The organism is Paenibacillus sp. FSL W8-0194 (assembly GCF_037969745.1).
GTDB classification, from domain to species: Bacteria; Bacillota; Bacilli; order Paenibacillales; family Paenibacillaceae; genus Paenibacillus_AQ; species Paenibacillus_AQ cookii.
The window spans coordinates 4,775,092-4,793,197 of sequence record NZ_CP150205.1 but is presented as its reverse complement, the minus strand read 5'-3'; the positions used below and the strand labels follow the sequence as shown (position 1 = coordinate 4,793,197).

At 43.7% G+C, this 18,106-nt stretch carries 25 protein-coding genes and 1 pseudogene; 21 read left to right on the top strand and 5 right to left on the bottom strand.

Annotated features, from left to right (window positions below; all coding sequences use genetic code 11):
- The first annotated feature begins 27 nt into the window (after positions 1-27).
- The 7 genes from MKY58_RS21905 (at position 28) to MKY58_RS21875 (ending at position 4,158) form a co-directional block, all read left to right on the top strand.
- Positions 28-933, top strand: coding sequence for a DUF5050 domain-containing protein (locus MKY58_RS21905; protein ID WP_339322099.1), 906 nt, complete (start codon positions 28-30; stop codon positions 931-933).
- 66 nt (positions 934-999) lie between these two features.
- Positions 1,000-1,212, top strand: a complete 213-nt coding sequence (locus MKY58_RS21900; protein WP_339322098.1) for a GNAT family N-acetyltransferase — start codon at positions 1,000-1,002, stop codon at positions 1,210-1,212.
- Positions 1,209-1,565, top strand: coding sequence for a GNAT family protein (locus MKY58_RS21895; RefSeq protein ID WP_339322097.1), 357 nt, complete (start codon positions 1,209-1,211; stop codon positions 1,563-1,565). Before MKY58_RS21900 ends, MKY58_RS21895 begins: the two co-directional genes overlap by 4 nt.
- 33 nt (positions 1,566-1,598) lie before the next feature.
- Positions 1,599-2,393, top strand: coding sequence for an aminoglycoside phosphotransferase family protein (locus MKY58_RS21890; RefSeq protein WP_339322096.1), 795 nt, complete (start codon positions 1,599-1,601; stop codon positions 2,391-2,393).
- Between the two features lie 173 nt (positions 2,394-2,566).
- Positions 2,567-3,025 (top strand): hypothetical protein, encoded by a 459-nt coding sequence (locus tag MKY58_RS21885; protein WP_339322095.1) that lies wholly within the window; start codon positions 2,567-2,569, stop codon positions 3,023-3,025.
- A gap of 142 nt (positions 3,026-3,167) precedes the next feature.
- A complete protein-coding gene (locus MKY58_RS21880; RefSeq protein ID WP_339322094.1) occupies positions 3,168-3,593 on the top strand; it encodes a DUF1801 domain-containing protein in 426 nt (141 codons plus the stop codon).
- Between the two features lie 25 nt (positions 3,594-3,618).
- A complete protein-coding gene (locus MKY58_RS21875; protein WP_339322093.1) occupies positions 3,619-4,158 on the top strand; it encodes a GNAT family N-acetyltransferase in 540 nt (179 codons plus the stop codon).
- 181 nt (positions 4,159-4,339) lie between these two features.
- Here the strand turns inward: MKY58_RS21875 and MKY58_RS21870 are convergent, their stop codons facing one another.
- Positions 4,340-4,858 (bottom strand): GNAT family N-acetyltransferase, encoded by a 519-nt coding sequence (locus MKY58_RS21870; RefSeq protein WP_339322092.1) that lies wholly within the window; start codon positions 4,856-4,858, stop codon positions 4,340-4,342.
- Between the two features lie 147 nt (positions 4,859-5,005).
- Here MKY58_RS21870 and MKY58_RS21865 point away from each other — a divergent pair, with 147 nt between their 5' ends.
- The 4 genes and pseudogenes from MKY58_RS21865 (at position 5,006) to MKY58_RS21850 (ending at position 8,024) form a co-directional block, all read left to right on the top strand.
- Positions 5,006-5,524 carry a DNA topology modulation protein gene (locus MKY58_RS21865; RefSeq protein WP_339322091.1) on the top strand — a complete coding sequence of 173 codons (519 nt, stop codon included), beginning with the start codon at positions 5,006-5,008 and terminating at the stop codon, positions 5,522-5,524.
- A 68-nt stretch (positions 5,525-5,592) separates the two neighbouring features.
- Positions 5,593-5,973: a hypothetical protein gene (locus tag MKY58_RS21860; RefSeq protein ID WP_339322090.1), complete on the top strand. Its 381-nt coding sequence runs from the start codon at positions 5,593-5,595 to the stop codon at positions 5,971-5,973.
- Between the two features lie 112 nt (positions 5,974-6,085).
- Positions 6,086-6,625 (top strand): GNAT family protein, encoded by a 540-nt coding sequence (locus tag MKY58_RS21855; protein ID WP_339322089.1) that lies wholly within the window; start codon positions 6,086-6,088, stop codon positions 6,623-6,625.
- 224 nt (positions 6,626-6,849) lie between these two features.
- Positions 6,850-8,024, top strand: a pseudogene (locus tag MKY58_RS21850) (alanyl-tRNA editing protein).
- A 136-nt stretch (positions 8,025-8,160) separates the two neighbouring features.
- Here MKY58_RS21850 and MKY58_RS21845 read toward each other — a convergent pair.
- Both MKY58_RS21845 and MKY58_RS21840 read right to left on the bottom strand, forming a co-directional pair.
- Positions 8,161-9,225 carry a hypothetical protein gene (locus MKY58_RS21845; RefSeq protein WP_339322088.1) on the bottom strand — a complete coding sequence of 355 codons (1,065 nt, stop codon included), beginning with the start codon at positions 9,223-9,225 and terminating at the stop codon, positions 8,161-8,163.
- Positions 9,215-9,787: a sigma-70 family RNA polymerase sigma factor gene (locus tag MKY58_RS21840; RefSeq protein ID WP_339322087.1), complete on the bottom strand. Its 573-nt coding sequence runs from the start codon at positions 9,785-9,787 to the stop codon at positions 9,215-9,217. Before MKY58_RS21840 ends, MKY58_RS21845 begins: the two co-directional genes overlap by 11 nt.
- A gap of 187 nt (positions 9,788-9,974) precedes the next feature.
- Between MKY58_RS21840 and MKY58_RS21835 the strand changes: the two genes are divergently transcribed.
- The 6 genes from MKY58_RS21835 to MKY58_RS21810 all read left to right on the top strand — a co-directional run bounded on the left by MKY58_RS21835 (position 9,975) and on the right by MKY58_RS21810 (position 13,630).
- The gene (locus MKY58_RS21835; RefSeq protein ID WP_339325224.1) at positions 9,975-10,448 is read left to right on the top strand and encodes a DUF4830 domain-containing protein; all 474 of its coding nucleotides are present in this window, start codon (positions 9,975-9,977) and stop codon (positions 10,446-10,448) included.
- Between the two features lie 89 nt (positions 10,449-10,537).
- Positions 10,538-10,699 (top strand): hypothetical protein, encoded by a 162-nt coding sequence (locus MKY58_RS21830; protein ID WP_339322086.1) that lies wholly within the window; start codon positions 10,538-10,540, stop codon positions 10,697-10,699.
- A gap of 52 nt (positions 10,700-10,751) precedes the next feature.
- Positions 10,752-11,258: a homoserine kinase gene (gene thrB / locus MKY58_RS21825; RefSeq protein WP_339322085.1), complete on the top strand. Its 507-nt coding sequence runs from the start codon at positions 10,752-10,754 to the stop codon at positions 11,256-11,258.
- 22 nt (positions 11,259-11,280) lie between these two features.
- Positions 11,281-11,559 (top strand): hypothetical protein, encoded by a 279-nt coding sequence (locus MKY58_RS21820; protein ID WP_339322084.1) that lies wholly within the window; start codon positions 11,281-11,283, stop codon positions 11,557-11,559.
- A gap of 339 nt (positions 11,560-11,898) precedes the next feature.
- A complete protein-coding gene (locus MKY58_RS21815; RefSeq protein WP_339322083.1) occupies positions 11,899-12,600 on the top strand; it encodes a YjjG family noncanonical pyrimidine nucleotidase in 702 nt (233 codons plus the stop codon).
- Between the two features lie 172 nt (positions 12,601-12,772).
- Complete coding sequence (locus MKY58_RS21810; RefSeq protein ID WP_339322082.1) at positions 12,773-13,630, top strand: MBL fold metallo-hydrolase; 858 nt, start codon at positions 12,773-12,775, stop codon at positions 13,628-13,630.
- A gap of 222 nt (positions 13,631-13,852) precedes the next feature.
- Here the strand turns inward: MKY58_RS21810 and MKY58_RS21805 are convergent, their stop codons facing one another.
- The gene (locus MKY58_RS21805) at positions 13,853-14,410 is read right to left on the bottom strand and encodes a hypothetical protein (protein ID WP_339322081.1); all 558 of its coding nucleotides are present in this window, start codon (positions 14,408-14,410) and stop codon (positions 13,853-13,855) included.
- 229 nt (positions 14,411-14,639) lie between these two features.
- Here MKY58_RS21805 and MKY58_RS21800 point away from each other — a divergent pair, with 229 nt between their 5' ends.
- The 4 genes from MKY58_RS21800 to MKY58_RS21785 all read left to right on the top strand — a co-directional run bounded on the left by MKY58_RS21800 (position 14,640) and on the right by MKY58_RS21785 (position 17,119).
- On the top strand, positions 14,640-15,425 hold the full coding sequence (locus MKY58_RS21800) for a hypothetical protein (RefSeq protein WP_339322080.1): 786 nt from the start codon (positions 14,640-14,642) through the stop codon (positions 15,423-15,425).
- 68 nt (positions 15,426-15,493) lie between these two features.
- Complete coding sequence (locus MKY58_RS21795; RefSeq protein WP_339322079.1) at positions 15,494-16,234, top strand: class I SAM-dependent methyltransferase; 741 nt, start codon at positions 15,494-15,496, stop codon at positions 16,232-16,234.
- 56 nt (positions 16,235-16,290) lie between these two features.
- Entirely contained in the window at positions 16,291-16,467 is a 177-nt protein-coding gene (locus MKY58_RS21790) for a hypothetical protein (RefSeq protein ID WP_339322078.1), read from the top strand.
- A 40-nt stretch (positions 16,468-16,507) separates the two neighbouring features.
- On the top strand, positions 16,508-17,119 hold the full coding sequence (locus MKY58_RS21785) for a hypothetical protein (RefSeq protein WP_339322077.1): 612 nt from the start codon (positions 16,508-16,510) through the stop codon (positions 17,117-17,119).
- A 63-nt stretch (positions 17,120-17,182) separates the two neighbouring features.
- Here MKY58_RS21785 and MKY58_RS21780 read toward each other — a convergent pair whose 3' ends face one another.
- On the bottom strand, positions 17,183-18,073 hold the full coding sequence (locus MKY58_RS21780) for a LysR family transcriptional regulator (RefSeq protein WP_339322076.1): 891 nt from the start codon (positions 18,071-18,073) through the stop codon (positions 17,183-17,185).
- Between the last annotated feature and the right edge of the window lie 33 nt (positions 18,074-18,106).

The window sequence follows — 18,106 nt, the reverse complement described above, 5'->3', positions numbered from 1 at the left end:
AATTCACAAAAAAGAAAGGAGAAAAAAATGAGGAAAACCATATTCATAATCGCGCTCTTTTTATTGGTGAACATGAACGTTACTTTTGCTGGCTCAAATCAAAACTCATCCTTTGCGGGAAATAGTACGGGGAATTTGAATAATGATGGATTCTATGCGAGTAAGGGGGAATGGATCTACTATAGAAGTTTTTCTTCGGCAGGAGGGCTATATAAGGTAAAAAAAGATGGAACTGAAAAAACAAAATTAATGGATGGGTTTCCCGGCTATATCAATATTGTTGGAGATTACTTGTATTACTCTGACGGCTGGAAGCTGACGAAAGCAAAAATCGATGGGACAGAAAAACAAGTATTAGCCAATTCTGCGTTTCATGTCAATGTCACAGATCAATATATTTTTTATACCAATATAGGGCCTCAGGATGGTTTCATCTATAGAATGAATTTAGACGGGACCGGCAAAATACAATTGAATAATGATCATGCAAGCCAAATTGTGGTTAGCGGTAAGTCGCTGTATTATACGTCATATTACAATAAGTTAATTAAGATCGATATCCATGGGAATTCAAAAGTAAAACTTTTAGAAGGGAAATTGATTAACGAATTAAATATCGAAGGGGATTGGTTGTACTTCAATTATGACCAAAAGTTATACAAAATGAAAACGGACGGCACCAAGCTAACGATGTTGTCTAGCGATAATGCGCGATATATAAATGTTTCGGATGGCTGGATTTATTATAGTGATCATTCGAAGAAAAAGAATCTGGTCCGAATCAAAACAGATGGGACGGAAAGACAAGAATTAAATCAAATAAAATCATTTTATATCCATCTCATTGATCACTATGTTTTTTTTCATGATTTATCCAAGATGGTGAAGGTTGATATTCACGATATGGTGAAGGATGAACGAAAAATCAACTGAATGGCTTGGGTTGCGAAAGCCGAAATTGGAGATGAAATATAAAAATTCGAAAGTCGGAGGATTCATATGCCATTTAAAGATGCGTTCATTACTTTTCCTAAGCTTGAAACGGAAAGATTTATATTGCGAGAATTACGCTCGGATGATGCCAAGGAATATTACACTTATTTCTCAGATCATGAAGTAACAAAATATTGGGGATATGAAGGTCCAAAAAATATGGAGACAGCCGCGAAGACATTTACGCGGTTTCAAAAACATTTAATAGAAAAGAAATGATAACTTGGGGCATAGCTACAAAAGATGAGGATAAAATTGTTGGGACATGCATATTGAACGATTTTATTAGAGCCTCCATGGTTAACTTATCCTATAATTTATCAAAAGAATACTGGGGGAAGGGAATCATGACCGAAGCGCTTGAAACCATTATACCCTTTGCCTTCCATGTGCTAGATATGAATCGAATACAAGCTAAAGTCATGCCGGAAAACAATGCATCTGCAAAACTTCTAACAAAGTTGGGCTTCGTACAGGAGGGTTTACTTCGGGACTATATATTTGGTGAGATCATCACGGATACGTTGATTTTTTCAATGCTCAAGAAAGATTTCATGGAGAAGGCACTCTGAAACCAGTCACAGTATTCAAAGGAGGCAAAATGATTGAAAGATCACGAGGAAATCCTGACCGGAGGAAATATAAACAGAGTCGTAAAAGTAGGAGAGACAGTACGTCGTGAATCCAAACCAAACCCGTATGTAAATCATCTTCTTAGGTATCTTGAGTCTGCAGGTTGCCCGCACGTCCCAAGATATTTAGGAATTGACGAGAAGGGGAGAGAGGTTTTTTCTTACATTCAAGGCGTGGTTCCCGGGAACAACTACCCTGAAAATGAAAGTTATATGTGGTCGGATTTGGCGCTGGCTGAATTGGCCAGGATCTTAAGACGGTTCCATGACTCGTCTGTAGGATTCTCCACCTCTGAAAAATCTTCAAATGATTTTCCGGATGAATCCCAGCACGAAGTCGTCTGTCATAATGATGCTGCGTTATATAACGTTGTGTTCAAAGACGAGATCCCCGTTGGAATGATTGACTTTGATATGGCGGGATTCGGGCCTCGTATTTGGGATATTGCTTACACTCTCTACACATCAGTTCCTCTAGCCGGATTCGCGCCAGGCGGGGAAGATTTTTCGGTTGTAGAATATAACAAAACGGATCATGCATCCGTACGGAAAAAACGAATAAAGTTATTTTTTGATTCCTACGGCATGGATGTACCTATGGATCTAAAATGGTGGGTTGTTTCTCGTATCCATTTCATGTGCACCACACTGTCGGATCGTGCCGCAGCCGGGGACCCTGCTTTTATCAAGCTGGTTCAAGAAGGGCATCTGGATCATTACAAAAAGGAATTAATCTTCCTTGACAAACATTTCGATGATTGGAGTTAATTGGTGCAGACCAATTTTTTTCGCTTATATTACATATTGTATTCAATTCATTTTCAGTTCTCTTTTCAAAGAGAATAATAAATAAACTCTTCTAACAACGTAATAACACGGCGCGTTAAAGCCTATAGGGCCATTCGTCCCCAATTTACATCAGCAATAAGAAGGTATGGGATATGAAGACATCAAAACTTACAATACAAAAAAGAATCAGAGAAGGATATCCCGGCACCATTCACTACGGGGATATTATTATTAATGGCATTTCACTATATGAGCGAATAGCACAAGAGTTTGATTTCGTTTCGTGTTTAGGATGGGGAGATAGAGACTTTCAAAAAAAGCAAATAAGAAGATTATTACTACGAGACGTTTCGGATTTCCCTAATCATCGTAATTCAATTTATATTTGTCCAGTATGTGCTGACTTGGGTTGCGGCGCCGTCACAACAGAAATTGAAATTACAAATGGTATGGTCAAATGGTCTAGATTTGGATTACAGGATAACCTAAAGGATACTGTTCAATATTTCGAAAAAATTGAAGCATTTCACTTTAATCTTGATGAGTATAAGGAGGCGATAATAAATTCGAAAGGAATTGGATCGTTTAAATGGCCCTGGGATAAGGAGTAACTTGGAGGAAATTGCATCGCCTAACATCGCGTATTCACTTGCTTTCCTTGGTCGGATGAAAGATATAAGGAATTAAGAGGAGATATGTAAATTCCGGAGAAGGAAATTAGGATAAATACTATCCCTTTTCAAGGAGGAAAAAATGACTGCCAAAAAGGATAGTAATAAAACGAAAAACGGGCAAGAACAAGTAGAAAAATTTCTAGAGGAACTTAACCATCCATTAAAGCCTGAAATTGAATATGTAAGAAGCATCATTCGAGAAGCGAATGCCCAGTTGTCAGAGCACATAAAATGGAATGCACCGAGCTATTTTATTCATGGTGACGATCGAATAACGTTTAACTTACATGGCAAAGACGGGTTTCGCCTGATTTTCCACTGTGGTTCGAAAGTGACTCCGCACGCAAAAGGAAGGCCCCTCTTTGAAGACTCCACACAGCTCTTGGAATGGTTGGCCGGGGATCGCGCTGCCGTTAGATTCAGGTCATTAGATGAAATAGAACTAAAAAAGGAAAGTTTAAAACAAGTTATAAATAAATGGATCGTTGTTACGAAAGATATATAGGATATATCGGACAGGAGAGGTGACTTTGAAGATCGAAAAAGTATTTGAATATGATATCAGCACTGAGTTGCAAGCATCTATACAAACATTATTAATCGACAGTTTTCCGGATATCTATCCCAAGGATCGGATTTATTTCAAGCAATTGCCGCACTTTAGATTTCTGGCTTTGAATCAGGAAAACCAACTCATAGGACACGTAGGGTTAGAATATAGGGTCATGAATCTAAACGGAAAACCCGTAAGAATACTGGGAGTCATTGATTTTTGCGTTTCACAAAACAGCCGTTCACAGGGTGTGGGTTCAAAGCTGCTTTTAGAAGTTGATCAATTTTCTGAGGGCCGAAATATCGATTTTATACTTTTATTTACAGATAAGACGAACTTCTATTTGAAAAATGGATATAAGCCGGTAAAGAATAAATGTAAATGGATGAAAATTAACTATGAAACGCAGACAACCAACGGTATAGGCCATGAAGAGGTCGATCAGTTAATGATTAAGGAAGTAGGAAAGACCGCTTGGAGCGAAGGGGATCTGGATTTTTTAGGCTATTTTTATTAAGCTGACATCCTGAAACGCCATTCACGAATCGGGACTTTGGACCATCGGTCCGCCCGAGGCACGTCGAGGAGAATCAGGCGGACACCGCACAGCAAGGCTGACTTCCATGCACAGTCCGCGACTTCGTCGCTTTAAACCAGTTAGAATAAAACTAACTCGTTAATAAACCGATATGGCCAATTTAGAACTTCTCATTGAGATCTATGCGCCAGTCGTTGCATCGTAAGGCGTTCCCTGGCGGATATTCGAACGCGCACTCGGAGATCAACGAGAAGTTGAGCTTCCTGCAAATGGTGTTTGACGCTGGATTATCAACGGATGGAAATGCGTGAATGTACCTATGTTTCTGTTCTGCACTGGCACTTGCGAGCGCAGCCGCCGTAGCCGAAGCAGCTATGCCTCTGCCTTGAAAAGGCGGCAAGACCCCCCAGCCGATCTCGTAAATCGTTTCCTCCTGCCAAACTCGTTCCCAGTACCCGATGTTACCGACTGCTTCAAGTTCCGGGAGCAGGACGATGCTGAACATACGTCCGTTTCCCTTCATGCCAATCTCAAGATACCGCTTATGGCGTGCAAGGATCTGTTCGTCGGATTCCGGGCCGCCCAAGTGCTCTAGCATTTCCGGTGTATTCAGGCGATAAAGTAAAGCAAGGTCGGCGTCTGACCAGGGCTCAATTCGTACACTCATTCGGCTCCCCATTTTTTCACTCCTATAATAGTATGGTAAACTTTCCTGCATACCACGACAGGGAACGTTTGTTCCTCTTTTTGGATTGTATCACGATTTCCTGGATACGTCATTAAGAAGCATAAAAAATCAGTAAAGAACGAAAGAAGGTGACCATTGGTGAATCGAATCATCGTTATAGGCTCGGCCGGCTCAGGAAAATCGACTTTATCTCAAAAACTCAGTAAAATCCTATCGCTGCCGGTGATTCATTTAGACCGGTATTATTGGAAACCCCATTGGACCCCGACCCCAAATGAAGAATGGGATGACTTTATTAAAGCTGCCGTAAGCCAAGATCGGTGGATCATGGACGGAAATTATTCAAGAACGCTAGGGATGAGATTGAATGAAGCAGATGCGGTGATATTTTTGGACATGCCCACGCTCTTATGCATTTATCGGATCATCAAAAGAAGAATCATATACCATGGAAAAACGCGACCCGATCTCAATGAGGAATGCCCCGAAAAATTGGATTGGGAGTTTTTTAATTGGGTCTGGAATTATCGGAAGAGAACCAGGCCACGGGTGATAAAAGAGCTTGAGCAAGCCAAAGAGCGCAAACAAGTTGTCATCTTAAGGTCAAGAAAAGAGGTGCGGCATTTTTTGGATCGAATGGACAAGGGCGAACGATAAGAGCTATTTCAGCCCCACATAACAAATATCGTTGTACCGAATTCTAAACTTTAGGAGGTGATATCGTCATGAAATCGCCGGGAGGTTCCATCTATCCTTATTACTATAAGGGCGGAGCAATCCATTGTTTGAAGTACGGAAGCAAATATAACAACGAAGAACAGCTTTTTGCATTGATGAAACAAGAAGAGGAATTCATTTTTAAAACAAACAAAAGGCTTAAAATATGGGTGGATATGTATCATACATCCGTTACGAAGCGAGTACGTCAAGAGCTCATAAACCATATGTACAATCTAAAGGACCATATCGACAAAATTTCGTTTGTCGGATTATCGAGTCTCAATGCATGGAGACTAAGAAGAGGAATGAAGAAGCTGGGGATGAACCCAAGGATATCATTTTATGCCGATCCTGAAGATGCCAAAACATGGCTGATCCATGAATGATTTCGAACTGCATTTTTACACCCGGAAAATACAGCATTTATCCAATGCCCCAAGTCCTTTTATATACTTGAAATGTTTATGCGCAAATCAAAAGGACTAGGTGGTCGATGTGATGTTAAAAAAACGCGATTTGCACGAATGCCATGCGCTGTACAACCTCATGACGGATCCTGCGGTGTTTCCTTTTGTTCGTTATCCATGCCAATCTTACGAAGAATATCTGTTCATAACCAAGCAGCTGATCGTTGAGGAAGAGCAGGGAACTTGTATCTCCAGGACGATTCTGGACGAGATGGGACAGCCCATCGGCACCATTGATTTATATCAGATTGCGCATCAAACGGGCTTCCTGGCCACATGGATCGGTGCCCCTTATTTCGGGAAAGGGTATAACGCGCGGGCGAAGGAAGCTTTTTTGGCTGAACTGTTTCTTGAACACCCTATCGAAACGGTTTATTTGAAGATCCGGAAGCAAAACATCCGATCGAGAAAAGCGGTGGAAAAGCTGCCGTACGTCAAATTAGGAAACAACATCTATGAGCAGGTATATCAATCGATCAATCAACCGCAGCATTGCTTCGATTTGTATTATGTGGAGCGGGAAAGCTTTTTAGAAAGCAGTGAAGGCATGCAGCATGAGATGGCTACGTAAACCATTCATGCCAAACGTGCAATAAAACCTTTCGCGGCGCGGCTTAAGATATGAGCTAAGGCTGAATTGTATTGCATCGTCGTCACCAATCATGAAAACCTTGCTGTTCGGATCGCTGACAGGCGGTCTTTTTTATTTTTCGGGGAATTTGGCGTTGCGGGGCGTTTTTGTAGTAAGCTGAAACTAAAATAAAATTTAACTGGGAACAAGCGAGGACATTACAGATGACGAAGAAGTTATACTACGAATCGGCTTATATCCGGGAATGGGAGACACGAATCACGCGCAAAATGGAGCGGGAAGACGGAACCTATGTGGTTTTGGAGGAGACGGCTTTTTATCCGCACGGCGGAGGGCAGCCTTGTGATCTGGGGTGGATCGATGCTATCCCGGTGCTGGATGTCGTGCTGGAGGAAGGAGAAATTCTGCATAAAGTCGAGCGTTTCCCTGAAAAAGAAGCGGTCAACTGCCGTTTGGACTGGGACAGAAGATTCGACCATATGCAGCATCACAGCGGCCAGCATCTGCTGTCGGCCATGTGTCTAAAGGTATGCCAAGCGGAAACGCTCAGTTTCCACTTGGGCCAGGATTACGCTACCATTGATGTCGCCCGCGCCGATTTGCCGCAGCACGAGCTGATGATGCTGGAACTCGGAGTGAATGATCAGATATACCTGAACCGGAAGGTCACGAGTTATTTTGTGAGCCGGGAACGGGCAGCCGAATTGCCGCTGGTGAAGCAGCCGAAGGTCACCGAGGATATCCGGATCGTCGAAATCGAAGGGATCGAATACAATGCCTGCGGCGGAACCCATGTCTCCGCAACCGGCGAGATCGGAATGATCAAACTGCTGCGGGCGGAGAAGCAAAAGGGGCATACGCGCCTTTATTTTAAATGCGGTTATCGTGCGCTGAAAGAATTTAATGCCGGCATGGAGATTTTGGGCAGTCTGTCGGCCCGATTCAATACCGGCAAGGAAGAGATTTTGGACCGGATTGCCAAATGGGATCAGGAGCAGAAGCAGCTCCAGGGGGAGCTAAACGCGGTAAAGGCGGAAAATGACGTTTACCTGGCCGAAAAGCTGCTGGCAAACCGTCAGGGCAACCTCATCCAGCATGTATTCGCGGACAAGTCGTTGAAGGATATGCAAAACCTGGCGGCCAAACTCGCCGAACAAGCCGATGCGATCATGCTTTTTGCCTCCAACTCGGAGCATAAGGTGCTTCTTGCCCGGGGAGAAGGGGCGGACTTGCCTGCGGCGCGTTTTTTAAGCAGCATTTGGCCGATTATCGCGGCAAAGGCGGAGGCAGCGACAAAATGGCGCAGGCCGGTTTTGCCAATGCGGAGGACGCCATGGCGTTCTACCATTTTGCGGCACAGTCCTTAAGCGGCGATTGATGAGGAATAAGCGGCATAGTATTATGTAAAATAAAACGAAGGCGCCATTTCTGGCGCCTCTTTCGTTTCCAATCCAAGCTCAGGATCTCCCGGCACGGATTGCTTCTGCAATTTTAAAAGTGTGAACATCTTCTTTTTACCACGGCGTTTCGGTTTTATGTTCAATCACTTGCAATACTTTGGGCTCAAGCGCCTTTTTGATTTGTTTCATTAAAAGATCGTTTTTCGTTTTTCCCGTTTGTTCGGCTTGAATTTGCCCTTCAGCCTGCGTAGTTGCAATGACATCGATGACTTGTTGTTTGGAAATATGTTTGGCTGCTGCAATCTCGACCACGGATTTGCCTTTCGCCAGCTCTTGTTTTAATTCGCTTGGGCTCATTTTTAGTAAAGCAAACAGTTTGTCATCGTTCAAAAATGCATCGGCCGTATAATCGGGTTTGCCATTTGCGGAGAAGAATCCTTCTACCGATGGAGCAGGACCGCCTCCGATCAACGATACGCTGATCGTATTCCCCTGAACGAATGCCTGGTAGAACGGTGTTGCGGATCCCTTTTCGGTGTAATTCAACATGAACGTTTTTTGATTCGGATTCCCCATCTGTTCCATGCTGAACTCGTACTGCTTCACGTTGCCGTATATTTTGTCAATGAGATGATCTACCTTCGCCTTGATTTCCTTATCGGTTAAAGAAATGACCGGCTTCGCCTGGGGCTCCCAATTTTCTTGATTCACGTGTTCAATCTCGCCCGTCACCCCGTTGATATCCAGCCTGATTTTTTTGCCTGCGGCTCCTTTTTCCTGCAATACGATGCTCGTTTGGATCGCTTTGGTTTTTGCCGCATTCGGGTCGCCGCCAAGCTGGCTTGCCTCGACGATTTCAAACGATTTGGTTTCGGGAAATGCGCTGTACAACTTCTCGAGCGCGGCTTTTCCTACTTCATCGACCTTGACTTGTTCAGCGGTGATCGGCGTTCTTGTCACCATTTCAATCAGGGTAGGGGCGGCAAATGCTGCAGTAGGAATCATAATTACAGCGGCAACCATTCCAGCAATCAGACGTTTTTTCATCGGTTTTTCGCTCCTTTTTCGTTGCAAATATTGAGAATAGGATTGTTCGATTCGTTTGGAAAGCGCCGGCGGGCACTCCCGGTTCTCTGCCTCGTTATGCAGGTATTCACGGATCTGGCGTTCAATAGGCATTGTTTTTGCTCATCCTTTCCAGGGGGAGATTCCCTAAGTGTTTTCGAAGCGCCTGTAGACTGGCATGATATCGGGACTTGACCGTACCCAGCGGAATACCGAGCATCGTCGCGATTTCCTCCAGCGTATAGTCGTGATAAAAGCGGAGGATAATCACTTCTCGCTGTTTGTCGGTCAGTTTGTGGATAGCCTGCGATATCTCAGGGTCAGCATCTTCCGCAACGGTGGGGCGGTCCCAATGATGCTCTTCCCGGGAGAAGGCACGGATGCGTTCAAAAATTCGGAATCTCCTCCAACGCTTGACCCGAAATCTCTGCACTTGGCGGATGACCAGGCCGTGCAGCCAGAACTTGAAAGGACGGTTCGTATCGTAGTTGGCCAGGGAGGTCCACATTTGCATATAGATCTCGTTCATGACATCTTCCCGATCCTGCTGATGATCCACCAGAAAGGAGACGGTCCGATAGACATCCCGATAGGTGATCTCATACAGCGTGTGAAACGCCTGCTGATCTCCTTCAATCATTTTTGTAAGTAATTGGTACATATCATCGTTTTGCATTCAGAGGGCCCTCCTGGGTAAGCAGCTTACACCCTATATTGTCTCTCTCCCGAAAAAAAGTTCGGTTCTTGATTATTTTTTTTGGAGGCCATGTAAACCTACCGCTCTTTTGTTATTAAATGTATAATTATGGAATAACCTCGGCCGGAAAGCTTGCTAACAAAAGGAGGTGCTTCGCGTGCGGTCCATGATCCTGATGTTGCTTGTCCTGATGGCACTGGCGGGATGTAAAGAACATACAAAAGAATCTGTTGAGATTTACAATCCGCAGCATACGGAATATTTGCAACAATATGGATGGCATATTGGGCAATATTACTCGGAAACAAGGTTTCAGGCAAACACCTTGCAGGATTATCAAGAGCATGTCGATAAGATCCGAACCGAAGGACATGTTGATTTGTCTCCGTATCTGGATCGGGATGTAATCGAAACCGGGTACGTGCTGAAGGAAAAAACGGATCATTACAACCATATTGTAGTTTACATCTTAGAATCAGGGGGAGCCATCATCGGAAGCTATTTGGATTTTAACCATGAAGTGGTACAACCGAACGGAGAAATTCAAGTGAACGCCGGCCAAACCACGCCAATGTTCCCTTCAAACCAAAAGGATGAGCAATATGGCATTGGACGGTTCGTAAACGCAAATAACGATTAGGCCATCACTTTTTGCAAGAGGTATATGGTCCGATAATCGATGAAAATCATAAACTCCTGATGATCCAAGGCGTGCTTTGGAATACGCTGATGTCTAAATACGAAGGCGTGATCGAAATGCTGAAGGAGACCTGCACGCAATTATCGGATGCTGATCTCGATCAAGTGGTCACTTTTGGACATGACAATGAAAAGGAAGCAACCATCCGTTGGGGTCTATGGCATATGGCCGACCCTAACCGGTATCATTAAGCCCACATCAATCTGCTTAGAAAATGGTATAGGGCGGAGTAGGAGGTGACGCATGAATATCATCCTTATAGGCATGTCCGGAGCCGGTAAAAGCACCCTTGGCGTTTTGCTTGCCAAAGCTTTGGGAATGGATTTCGTGGATACGGATATCGTGATCCAACAACATGAGGGCAGAATGTTACAGGATATCATCGATCATGATGGCGTGGAAAAATTTCTGGAGATTGAAGAAACCATCGTGTCCGACATGCGGCTGAACCATTGCGTTATATCTACAGGTGGAAGCGTCGTCTATTCAGAAAAAGCGATGAACGTCCTGAAACAGCATGGGAGCATCATTTATTTGCATGTCCCGTTCGAAGAAATTGAAAGGAGGCTAAAAAACATAACCACCCGAGGTATTGTCATCAAAAACGGCAGCAGTCTTAAGGACGTGTACGAGGAAAGAGTTCCGTTATACAGGAAGCACAGCGATATCATGATCGATTGCTCGAATAAAGATATTGAACAGTGCGTCAGAGAAATGATCGTGAGCATACAAGAACATCATCGCCATTAAAATTGATTGGAGGCCCTGTACAATGTATTTTATCATCGGCATCATCATAAGCGTGATCGTTTATTTTGTTCTGACAATGATACTGGGCGGAATGGGCGGATTGGTTTTCTTGCTGCTTTTAACCGGCATCATAGGCTATCTGTACGGCGAGATTCAAAGATTAAAAGAAAGACTGCAAAAGCTCGAAAAGCTGAATGGAATAGACGAAACCAAGGAATTTCAAGCAAGCAATGAAGAGATCGAAAAGGAATTGGAGCAATACCTGGATTCGGACGATTCGGAAGAGAACAAAAGAGAATAGATCATGATCATTTAATCAAAAGGGGGGCGGCTTATGAAAAGGGGAATGATTTCTGTATTCATATCCTTGGTCATCATTGCCTTGGCTTCATACAGATTATGGTCCTTAGATCAGCCTAAAGTCGGGCCGGTGGGAGATGGGGAAATTCCCCGGTTTGCTTATACATCCATGTATATAGGGCTGGCTGCGGGCATCTTTTGCCTGGTCCTCGCGATTATAAGAATGATTATTGAATACAAGAACAAACCGTAAGATCTCATCTCCAAAACAATTTAAACCAAACAATACATTTTCATAATGAGCATGTTGTTATAAAGTAAATATTATTCGGGGTCGGGGATGATACATATGTATAAAGCCGTAATTTTTGATTTGGATAATACGATATTAAATTATTCCTTATGCGAATTGGATTCCATGAAAAAAACGCTTCGGGATCACAACTTGTTCGTAGACGAAGAACGGAAATGGGATGAGTTTTGGCAGTCGTTTTTGAAGCATAACGCCAAACATTGGCTGGACTTCGTCAACAAAAGCGGCATGCATCGTTCGATTCAAGACGTCTTGCATAGTTCGTTCCGTGACGCTTTGAACATGAATCCGTCCGATCATGACATGCTCACCAATACCTATTGGGATTATTTTTGCAATACTTGCATTTATGAAGAGGGAGCTCAGGAGGTCCTTCAGTCCATCAAACCGCGGTATAAGCTGGGGATTATCTCCAATGGCATCGGCATGGCCCAAAGGAAGAGGTTGGCGGTGGGGGATCTTCATCACTTTTTTGAGTCCATTGTGGTTTCCGACGAAGTGGGGATTCGAAAACCCGAGAAAAAGATATTTGATATCGCTCTCAATGAGCTGCAACTTTCAAGTCATGAAGTGCTTTTTGTGGGCGATTCATTAACCGACGATTACCAAGGCGCCCGGAACGCGGGGATCGATTTTTGCTACTATAACAGGAACGGTCATTCCATATCTATTGAATATCAACCGAAGTACATCGTAAGGGAATTAAAAGAATTATTGGGAGTTGTTTGACTCCGTGAGGGCCTCGGCAAGCCCATGGCTTCATCCATCACATGTTAAATACGTAGGAGGCGATTCCATTGGTAACCAAATAAAATGGGAAAATCTAAATGCGCTTGAGCCCCAAAAATAGCATGCGGATTTTCTCTTTACCGTTGAAAATAAAACATAGAGGAGATTTGACATGCTAAATCAAATAGGCGAATCCATGTATTACTTGCCGCACCACGACGATAAAGAAAGACCGACGCTTGGATTGGTTTGCGGAGACCGATACAGCTTGGTTATAGACAGCGGCAATTCAGTTCAGCACGCAAGGGACTTTTTGAATGAAATCGAGAAGTTAAAAGTCCCTCCGGTTAAATATTTGGCGATCACGCATGCGCATTGGGACCATATTCTAGGGATGAACGAATTTGAAGCTGCTGCCATCGTTGTGAATACCCGAACGAATGAAATCATTCAGGATTGGCGCAGCCTTTCGTTTGACGATCAATCTCTCCAGAAATATGCAGATGCCAAGAAGATGACCTCAACATGCGTGGAGACCATCAGGAGCGAAATACCGGAGAGAGACACCTTCCAGTTAACTTCACCTGATATCATTTTTGAGGGCTCGCTGCGTCTGGACTTGGGGAATAAAGTTTGCGTTCTTGAAACCATTCGAAGCACGCATACGGAGGATTCAACCGTCGTATATATTCCCGATGAAAAAGTTCTTTTTCTGGGGGATAGCGCTTACGGAACCACGAAAAATTCTTTGTATCATTTTAAGCAATCCCTGTTATTGCCGATGATCGAAGATATTCGGAAGTATGATGCGACTCACTTCTTGCTGGGACATGAGTCAGTATGCGACACAGAGGAGATGGACCAGTATTGGAAAGAGCTCATTTCCACGAGCAAAGCGGTAACATCCGCATCATTAGAGGAAGCCATCGCAGCTTTTGAGGCGGATCACGACCGGAAACCCAATGAAAATGAACTCTTTTTCCTCAAAGCATTCGTGAACGATCAGATATTAAAATCGCAATCAGAATGAACGGATTATCATAAAGCTCAAAACAACACATGACCCAGCTTCAGATAAGGCTATTCTAAGCTGGGTCTTTTATTATCGTCTAGCAAGAAGGGGAACGGAATACATAAAATATGTATACAATTCACTTTACTACTTCACCTTCGTACAGCTTCCAGTTGAACTGCAAAGTTTTATCACCACGAGAATCAAGGGATGCTTTTAGTGTAACTTTATCACCTTGTTTTAAACCTTTTTCATTGATTTATCTTTTAATTCAACGATGAAAGTATAGGGCATCATATCCTTCTTTTTTGTACTGATCGTTAACCAATCTTCATTACCCGTGTTTTTCAGGTCATCTAGATTGGTTCCTAAACGGACGCCAACCGTTCCAGACATCTTTTGTCCAGAGGAAATAGTGATAAAGAACATGCCCGTAGACCATGGGGCACCTTGGGTGTAATAACTGTGCGGTATTTTATCAGCCGGGACGGTGTAAAACATCTTTTGCGGACCTGTCTGGCTGCTTTGGTTAACCGTAAACGTGATTGGGTTAGGTCCAGTGTTCTTAATGGTCACTTTTACATAACCCCATCCCGGATTAATAGTAAAGTTATTTACATATGTGGTATTCGAGATTGATTCATTTATGATAACTGGATCTGTAGAATACGGTACAATAACATCGGACCCCGACGATTCTACTGATTTCACTGGTGCAAGAAACACAGCAAATACAGAAGGAAGACCTAAAATAGTTCCTGCCATGAAAGTCGTTAATACAATTTTTTTCAAATTCATGAGCTACATTTCCTTTGAAATAAAAGTGTTTTGTGGAACAATATATAAAACACTCGGAAATGGAATAAGTTACTTGCTTTATTTAAATTGTGGAACCGGCCAGGTGCTGGTTCTTTTGATTATCTGAAATTGGCGCGAAATGGAACGTATGCATGCCAAGTTAAGAGTAACCTAAGACCGTGATGTGTTGTTTTATAGTACATAGAAACTTTCACTAGGAGGACAATCTGTGACCGCTGCAAAACTGATTTTATTCGAGGGGATTCCCGGATCGGGGAAAACCACCACTTCACAGCTGCTGCACACCTATTTTGAAGAAAAGCGGACGGAATCCGTCGTTTTTGTGGAAGGCAGCGAGCATCCGATTGATCTTCCATTTTACGCTTATCTGACTACGAACGAGTTTAAGGAACTGCTTTCGAAGTATCCACGGCAAGCGGACTGGTTAGAGCATCATTCCGTTATAGAAGATGAATATGTGCTCGCGCCATACCAATCGCCTGAACCGGATCCCCGGGATGATACGCTGCTGAAGGATTTGCGCGCCAAAGAATTTTGTTATTCTGATCGTCCCGTTGTTCCGTTTGATACATTTAAGCAGGTATTTTGCAGACGATTTGAAAAATTTGCAGCGGCAGCGATGAAACAAGAGCGCGTCACGATTTTCGAGAGCGTCTTATTTCAGCACCAAATTCATGACATCCACAGGTTGTATCCCGAAGCCGGCGGACGTGAAATCATTGATTACCTGGCCATATTAGCCGAGATCCTCAGACCGTTAAACCCGGTGTTATTTTATATGTCTCAACGCAGCGTGCGAGAGTCTCTGGAACATACGGCCCGTATTCGATCCAAACCGAAGTGGGCGAGCGAAGAAACCATTGCCTATTATATTCGCCGCAAAACGTTGGAACTGGACGCCCTCAAGGTGCTCCCGATTGGTTCGTTGGTGATTGACAACACGGATCGGGACTGGGACAAGATGATGGCAACGATTTTACATAGGCTTTCTTGAAAAATAAGACCCGAATCCGCAAACCGTCGGGAGAAACAACCATTCACCATTAGAGAGGGGCCATCCACTTGAACGGACAAAGTGAGCAAAACAAAAAAGCGTGGGAATATCGAGCCTATGAGTTTTGGCATAAAAGAGACGGTTCGCCAACGGAGAAAGCCATTCAAATCTTAGAAAACCCGCTGGCCAGCTTGAAAAAGCACAAACATCACTTCGAAAACATTGCAGGCAACAAGATCGCCAATCTCTGCGGTTCGAACGGGAGGAAGGCGGTGCCGTTAGCTTTATTGGGAGCAGAGGTCACCGTCTTCGATATTTCCGAGGAAAACCAAAAATATGCCTTGGAATTGGCCGAAGCTGCAAATACTTCCATTGAATATATCGTTACGGATGTCTATGACATCGATTTGGACAAGTACAGGGGATATTTTGACCTTCTTTATTTGGAGGGAGGGATTCTGCATTACTTTGGCGATCTCGGCATGTTCATGTCCATCCTATATGAGTTGTTAAAAGACGGAGGAAAAATGATTCTCAGCGATTTCCATCCGTTAAGAAGATGTTTGTTGAGCCAAGGAGAGGTTGAATATTTTGATACGGAATTAAAAAGCGGTGACGTAGCGTACAAGGGATTTTTTGATGAGCAAGAGCAGACGGAATTTCCCGATGTATCCGTGCGGTTGTATACGTTAAGTGATATTATCAATGCCGTTCTTGAAGCAGGTTTTACCTTGAAGAGGTTTGACGAACATCGCGGATGGAACAATGAAAATATCCCTTGGGAGTTTACGGTTCTGGCAGATAAATAAGGGCATGGATAAGGTCATGGGCACTATAGATGTATCCTAAAAAAGGAGGTCATACCTTGGATTTTACCCAATTTATTTTGCTGCTGGTTTTGTCTTTGTTCTTCGGCGTATTCGTCGTGAAGCTGGGGATCGACAACTCTCAAACCCATAAGCTTACGAAGGAAATGTTGGAGGAATTGAGGGAAATTAAGGAGCTTTTACGCGAACATCCTCCACATCCTCCGCATCACTAAGCCGGCGAATCGCTAAAATAGAAATTAAGGAGATGAATTAATGGGCTGGGGTGAAGTAAGAGAATTTCGACATGAATATAATGAAGAGGTCAAAGCAATCGATGAGCAGATTATTAAATTGATTTCGACTCGCCGGTCGATGACGACAGGCAAAAGATTTTCTCCGCCAAACGAGCAACTAACGGAATGGGCAAAAGCGTTCGAAATGGATGAATTAGAAATCCGGTTAATTCTCCATCATTTGCAGCCGAAGATGGCTCCTCATTTTCCGAATGAGTTCGGCCCCCTGTTGAATGTGGTGTCAATCATGAAGAAAACCGTCGTCGATTCATGCGAGTACATCCTTACCCATGCCATGCAGCATGAACAAGTAAGCATTGTGCATGTGGAAATCAATCTTTTGGATGAGGAAAAAAGCGGCGGGGTTCATTTAAAGCCAAATCTCATGCTCGAAGTTTTCAGCGATCGGCCGTTTGCTGTAGGAAGACACGGGAGCTATGGAGGAGGATCACATTCGAAACTGCAATTCGTTGTTTCTCCGCCTCTCCCTGAACCCCTAGAGCATATTGAGTTTTCTTTGGTACCAAGCGCCGTGTTTATGGAACATCCAATCGAAGAGCTGATTTTGGATAAACAGGTCGATTTTGAATAAAAAACGTTAGACAGTGGAAGTCGGCAGCCGCCGGCTTTTATGTTTTACACGGATATCACCGCATCAATACACCTTATACATATCATTGTTTTCTTTGAAATAGGAAATGATAAAATCCCGGAACTCTGTCACGGCCGGAGACAACAAACGATCTTTGACCCACGACAACCTGACGGTATAGGCAGGGTCGATGTCCGTGATTTTGACGTAATGCAAGCCGAGTGTTCTGCATGCCGAAATGGGGAGCAGCGCCACGCCTTGGTCCAGTTTTATGATTTCCGCCAATAGATGAGAATCCACTTCGAAATTGTTGCTGGGCGCGAAACCGGCCCTTTCGCAAAGGCTTGTCGTAAAATCGCGATATTCTTCGTTGTTGGCCAAGGATATAAACGGTTCGGCGGCAACTTCGCTTAATGAAATTTCGGATTTGCCCGCCAGCTTGTGGCTTGAAGGCAAGACCAACACGATGTCCTCATCCACCAGCACGCAGCTTTCGATTTCTTCATCCGCGGTCGGCGGACCGCCTGCGATGCCTAAATCGATCTCCCTCTTTTTTAAGCGGGTCATGATTTCGGTTCTTTCCCCGACTTCCTGGTGTATTTTCGTATCCGGATGCCGGGTAATGTATTCGCTGATCAATCCCGAGAGAAATCTCGGATTGGAGATCGATATCCTGATGGTCCGGTCATGTTCATACCCCTGCGCCTGTATTTCCGTTTTTGCATTTTCAAGCTCGGTAAAAATTTTGTTCACATGTTTTAAAAGGATTTTTCCGGAGGGGCTTAACTCGATGTTCCTTCCTTTTCGGAGAAAAAGGCTTGTGCCTAATTCGTCTTCCAGCCGCTTGATGGTCAGGCTTAAAGAAGGCTGGGCAATATTCAGTTGTTCCGCGGCCTTGGAAATATGCTCGGTATAGGCCACCGTCTGAAAATATTTTAATTGGAGCAGCTCCATGGATCTTTTTGCACCTCATTCATTTATTTTGAT